The 5,672-nt window shown below is 33.2% G+C and carries 9 protein-coding genes and 1 pseudogene; all 10 read right to left on the bottom strand.

Going from position 1 to position 5,672, the window contains the following annotated elements; genetic code table 11:
- On the bottom strand, positions 1-516 hold a 516-nt coding region (locus tag PTE_RS06575; RefSeq protein ID WP_036844140.1), incomplete at its 3' end, for a hypothetical protein.
- Positions 517-683: 167 nt separating this feature from the next.
- Positions 684-953: a PAAR domain-containing protein gene (locus PTE_RS06570; RefSeq protein WP_036844139.1), complete on the bottom strand. Its 270-nt coding sequence runs from the start codon at positions 951-953 to the stop codon at positions 684-686.
- Positions 954-955: 2 nt separating this feature from the next.
- Positions 956-1,678, bottom strand: a complete 723-nt coding sequence (locus PTE_RS06565) for an immunity 52 family protein (protein ID WP_036844138.1) — start codon at positions 1,676-1,678, stop codon at positions 956-958.
- Positions 1,679-1,701: 23 nt separating this feature from the next.
- Positions 1,702-2,268 (bottom strand): Tox-REase-5 domain-containing protein, encoded by a 567-nt coding sequence (locus PTE_RS06560; RefSeq protein WP_071992949.1) that lies wholly within the window; start codon positions 2,266-2,268, stop codon positions 1,702-1,704.
- Positions 2,269-2,270: 2 nt separating this feature from the next.
- Complete coding sequence (locus tag PTE_RS06555) at positions 2,271-3,005, bottom strand: immunity 52 family protein (protein ID WP_036844137.1); 735 nt, start codon at positions 3,003-3,005, stop codon at positions 2,271-2,273.
- Between the two features lie 27 nt (positions 3,006-3,032).
- Positions 3,033-3,617 carry a Tox-REase-5 domain-containing protein gene (locus PTE_RS06550; RefSeq protein WP_071992948.1) on the bottom strand — a complete coding sequence of 195 codons (585 nt, stop codon included), beginning with the start codon at positions 3,615-3,617 and terminating at the stop codon, positions 3,033-3,035.
- Between the two features lie 2 nt (positions 3,618-3,619).
- Positions 3,620-4,354, bottom strand: a complete 735-nt coding sequence (locus tag PTE_RS06545) for an immunity 52 family protein (RefSeq protein WP_036844136.1) — start codon at positions 4,352-4,354, stop codon at positions 3,620-3,622.
- 42 nt (positions 4,355-4,396) lie between these two features.
- Complete coding sequence (locus tag PTE_RS06540; protein ID WP_036844135.1) at positions 4,397-5,023, bottom strand: restriction endonuclease fold toxin 5 domain-containing protein; 627 nt, start codon at positions 5,021-5,023, stop codon at positions 4,397-4,399.
- Positions 5,024-5,186: 163 nt separating this feature from the next.
- On the bottom strand, positions 5,187-5,450 hold the full coding sequence (locus tag PTE_RS06535) for a PAAR domain-containing protein (protein WP_036844134.1): 264 nt from the start codon (positions 5,448-5,450) through the stop codon (positions 5,187-5,189).
- 2 nt (positions 5,451-5,452) lie between these two features.
- A pseudogene (locus PTE_RS26370) lies at positions 5,453-5,672 on the bottom strand (Imm52 family immunity protein); the annotation flags it as partial.

Raw genomic sequence — 5,672 nt, 5'->3', positions numbered from 1 at the left:
TGCACTTATTCGGTCTGGAAATACTTGCTTTTTTTTCAATCTATATCCGCGTGTTTCAGTCATAATGACTGGAGAATTACGAGTAGATGCTAAAGCTTTAACAAACTCTATAATAGTTTGAATTTTCAATTTTTCTTTTACCAAGTTAAGATCAATAGATATATTGGTTTTTCCTAGTCTATTATTATAAGTTACATCACTACTTTGATAAAAAATTCTATTTTTAAGTTCAATGTCACCTGGGATATCAAATAAAGTAGCTATAAGATATTTTGCATCTTTATCATAATTTTCTGTAAGCTGGCTTATAGCATATTCAGTAAAGCCAGTATCAGTAAATACATTATTTTCCTCTATTTCCTCTAAATTATATCCTGGTAAATGCCAATAACTTGGGTTATTACTAATGTTATTTATTTTTTGCATTATCTGATATGCATCCTTTAATGCCAATTCAGGTGTTATTGGCTCATTAAGGTCATGAAACAATTTTATTTTTGGATGTATTAAACTCATAATCATCAATCCTGTTTGAAATTTTCAACAATAGTTATAGGCTTTTGCTCAACTCATTGGCGTATGAAATTTTTTAATGTTAGTAAAAGGAACAAACATTTCAGAAAAATATTCATAAGATATAGGCTGCAAAAAATGCCAATGAGACTTTGGAATATTATTCAATCTCATGCATACCCTATTTTGTCTTTCTGACTGGCAATAAGTTTTGCACCATATGCCGTGTGCATACCTTCTAATGTGACAGGTTTTCCCTGATGCTTTAAGTCATTACTGCCTTCCACAATAGGGAAAACCCCTTTGCATTTAGGACTGCTTACTAAATCACCTTTAGCGGCAACAGGTACGCTTTGATACACGCAATTATCAATGGCGGTAATGACTTTACCACCATGATCGGTTAGGTCATTTAATCGGATAACTGCTTTGCTTGCCATAGTTATATCTCTGTTATCAGCGGTAATATTTGTAGATCCCGCAAGCAGATTTCAATATCATTGGCTTTATTAATATGCTCCTGGTTTTCTATGTCAAAGATATCTTTTGTTGTGATAATCAATGAGCCTTTTTTATGATTTTTATCAGAAACAGATATTATTTCTTCCGCAATTGGGACTAAAGTTGGGTCTATTTCTATTGGTAAACAGAGCATCCAGCCAGCACTTAAACGATCTGGGAAAACGTGTTTTCTTTTTATTCTATATGCATTGTTTTCTACCATAATGTAAGGTGCAGTATGAGTAGAAATCAGAAAATTAATAAAGTTGATTAATCGTGATAGCTGAAATTCATTTTCTTCAATAGATATATGAAAATCTATTTGGGTTTGTCCTAACCGATCTCGACGATAATTCATATAACAAATTGAACATGAATAGTCATCATCTTCACCATCCCAAATCCCTTTAATAACTATAGGATTTTCTTCTGTATAATCTTCTTCAAACTCTTTTATTGCTTCTTTTGTTGCTCCTTGCTGATCAAAAGCAATATGTTGTAAAGATTCTTGACGAGTATTTCCTGGTAAATACCAAGTTTTATGGCGTCCAAAAAATATATCTACTTGTTGTGTAATTTTATATAAATCGGTAAGAACTATTGTTGGAGTTAATGGTTCTTTCCAATCTGTATATAATTTCATATTTAATGATAACGTAGTCATTTATTTTCACCCTTACTTAAATGTTAAATAGTATGAAATACTTTAATATTGGGATAAATAGAAAATTTTTCTAAATAATAGGCATAGCTTATAGGTTGCATAAAATGCCAGTGAGAATTTGGGATTCCATTTAATGTAATGCATACTTCTTGCTGCTTTTCTACTTGAGTTGTCATGGATCTATCCCCGCTTTTACTTATTTTCCACCAATCCATAGGTATTCCATTTTTGAAAAATTGGTCATACTTAGCTTTAGCCTCAAGAAATAAGCATTGTGCAGGTTTCCAGCCATCAAAATTTGTATCCATACATAACCAAGTTTCAATTATGTTTAATCCAGAGTTGTATATCGTCCCGGCAATTTTTGTTTGGTGGGCAATGGTTATTTCTGAATACGATGTGGTTTTTTCCCAAATCATCGTAATGTTCCCAATTGCCGGATATTTTTCACATTTGCACTTAGGACAGTTTACTAAATCACCTTTAGCGGCAACAGGTACGCCTTGATACACGCAATTATCAATGGCGGTAATGACTTTACCACCATGATCGGTTAGGTCGTTTAATCGGATAACTGCTTTGCTTGCCATAGTTATATCTCTGTTATCAGCGGTAATATTTGTAGATCCCGCAAGCAGATTTCAATATCATTGGCTTTATTAATATGCTCCTGGTTTTCTATGTCAAAGATATCTTTTGTCGTAATAATCAATGAGCCTTTTTTATCATTTTTATCAGAAATAGATATTATTTCTTCTGCCATTGGGACTAAAGTCGGATCTATTTCTATTGGTAAATAGAGCATCCAGCCAGAATAAACTCTATCTGGAAAAACTTGTTTTTGTTTTAACGAGTAACCTCTTGTGTCTACTAAAATAAATGGAGAGTTTCGAACCGATATTGAATTTTTTAAAAGCTCAATAATATCTTGAAAATTAAATTTATCTTTGTCTAAATTGATGCTTATAGATATATTAGTTTTACCTAATCTAACAGGATTAACATGGGTTTTATCTTCACCCATATATATAATACTGTTGTTGTTCTCATCGACTCCATCAGATAATGATTTCACAATAAATCCAGAGTTTTCATCATAAGTTTCTTTAAAATCCTCTATAGCGTATTTAGTAGGTCCATTTTCATCAAATGCATTATTTTTTAATCTTTCTTCTTGAGAATAACCAGGCAAATACCAACCACTTTTTCTAGTTGTTAACTTATTTATTTTGCATGTAATTTGATATAAATCAAGTAATGCATTTTCAGGAGTTAAAGCCTCATTTGAATCATGAAATAATTTTATTCTTGAAAAGATCATTGACATTTTTAACTCTCCTTTTTGTGAGAATGATTAAAGTTTAGTGTTAAATACCATAGTGTTAGGAAACATAGCAAATGCCGTAAGAAAGTATTCATAAGATATTGGTTCTAGAAAGTGCCAATGGGATTTTGGAGTATTATTTAATGTCTCGCACACTAAATTCTGTCTCCTGGCCTGATTAATCATACTGTCATGTCCAGACATTTTTCCCTCTAATTTTATATTGTTATAAAAGTCATTAGGCTTTCCATCTTTGAAAAATTGATCATATTTGGCTTTAGCATAGAGAAATAAGCATTGTGCAGGTTTCCAACCATCAAAATTTGTATCCATGCATAACCAAGTTTCAATTATGTTTAATTCAGGGTTGTATATCGCCCCGGCAATTTTTGTTTGGTAGGCAATGGTTATTTCTGAATATGATGTGGTCTTTTCCCAAACCATCGTAATTTTTCCAATAGCCGGACATTTTTCACATTTGCACTTAGGGCAGTTTACTAAATTACCTTTAGCGGCAACAGGTACGCCTTGATACACGCAATTATCAATGGCGGTAATGACTTTACCACCATGATCGGTTAGGTCGTTTAAACGGATCACGGCTCTGTCTGTCATATTTATAACTCTGTCATCAATGGTAATATTTGTAGATCCCGCAAGCAGATTTCAATATCATTGGCTTTATTGATATGTTCTTGGTTTTCTATGTCAAAAATATCTTTTGTCGTAATAATCAATGAGCCTTTTTTATCATTTTTATCAGAAACAGGTATTATTTCTTCTGCCATTGTGACTAAAGTTGGGTCTATTTCTATTGGTAAATAGAGCATCCAACCAGAATAAACTCTATCTGGAAAAACTTGTTTTTGTTTTAGCGAATATCCTCTTGTATCTACTAAAACAAATGGAGATTTACAATTAGATATTAAATTTTTAATGAATACTATGAATTTCTCAAAGTTAACATCTTCTTTTTTAAGACTAATGTTAATTGATATATTGGTTTTTCCTAGCCGGATAGGATTATTATGAGTTTCATCTTCGCTTGTATATGAAATACTATTATTGTCTTCATCATTTCCATCTGATAAAGATTTAACGATAAGTTTAGACTCTTCATCAAAAGTTGCTTCAAAATGTTTTAATGCGTACTCAGTAGGTCCATTTTCATCAAATGCTCGGTACAACAATCTCTCTTCCAAAGAATTCTCAGGTAAATGCCAACCACTTTGCTTATTTGATAATTTATTTACTTGTTGCACCACTGGATATAAATCACTTAATGCCACCTTAGGTGTTATGCTCTCTTTTATATCGTGAAATAGTTCTATTCTTGGGTATATTGTTGTCATATCTTTACCTTTTTACGCAAAATTAATATAATTAAACAACTATCAAATCACAGTATTAAATACTTTAATGTTATTAAATTTAGTAAATGCTCTAGAGAAATACGCATAAGATACAGGTTGCAAAAAGTGCCAATGTGATTTCGGTACATTGTTTAAATTTATATATACTAAATTTTGTTTTTTAGCCTGATAAATCATACTGTCATGCCCAGACATATCTCCTTTTAATTTTACATCCTTATAGAAATTCTTAGGCTCTCCATTTTTAAAAAACTGGTCATACTTAGCCTTAGCCTCAAGAAATAAGCATTGTGCAGGTTTCCAGCCATCAAAATTTGTATTCATGCATAACCAAGTTTCAATTATGTTTAATTTAGGGTTATATATCGTACCGGCAATTTTTGATTGGTAGGCAATGGTTATTTCTGAATACGATGTGGTCTTTTCCCAAACCATCGTAACGTTCCCAATAGCCGGACATTTCTCACATTCGGTACGGGACGAAGCAATTGTTTGTGTATCCGCTTTTGCCTTGTCTTGTTCGCCTTCTCTATCTTTGGTGCTTTCCATCACACCAACGGTGGCTAATCCCGTTGCACAAGCAGCCAGTGTCCATTCAGCAGCAGCTAAAAGAGCGGAAGCTGCTGGTGCAAGAAGTGGTAATGGCATATCAATTTCTCCTTTCCAATAAATTATTCACAACCCGCAAATAATCACGGTATTTTTCTCGGCTCTCCGTTTTACTGGATGAATGTATTAGCCCGGTAAAATGGAGAAGACAAGCGCAGCGCGTCAGTGTTGCCCTAAATAAGCCAAAATGATTGTCGTCTCATTAAGCGAGAAAATCTTTCTGACTGGCAATTAGTTTTGCGCCACAGGCTGTTTGCATACCTTCCAATGCAATAGGTTTTCCCTGATGCTTTAAGTCATTACTGCCTTCCACAATAGGAAAAACCCCTTTGCATTTAGGACAGCTGACTAAATCACCTTTAGCGGCAACAGGTACGCCTTGATACACGCAATTATCAATGGCGGTAATGACTTTACCACCATGATCGGTTAGATCGTTTAATCGGATCACTGCTTTGCTTGCCATAGTTATATCTCTGTTATCAGAGGTAATATTTGTAGATCCCGCAAGCAGATTTCAATATCATTGGCTTTATTAATATGCTTCTGGTTTTCTATGTTAAAGATATCTTTTGTTGTGATAATCAATGAGCCTTTTTTGTCATTTTTATCAGAAACAGGTATTATTTCTTCTGCCATTGGGACTAAAATCGGATCTATTTCTATTGGTAAATAGAGCATCCAGCCA

This window comes from Photorhabdus khanii NC19 (assembly GCF_000517265.1).
In the GTDB taxonomy this organism is placed as follows: domain Bacteria; phylum Pseudomonadota; class Gammaproteobacteria; order Enterobacterales; family Enterobacteriaceae; genus Photorhabdus; species Photorhabdus khanii.
This window is presented reverse-complemented; position numbering and strand designations above follow the sequence as displayed.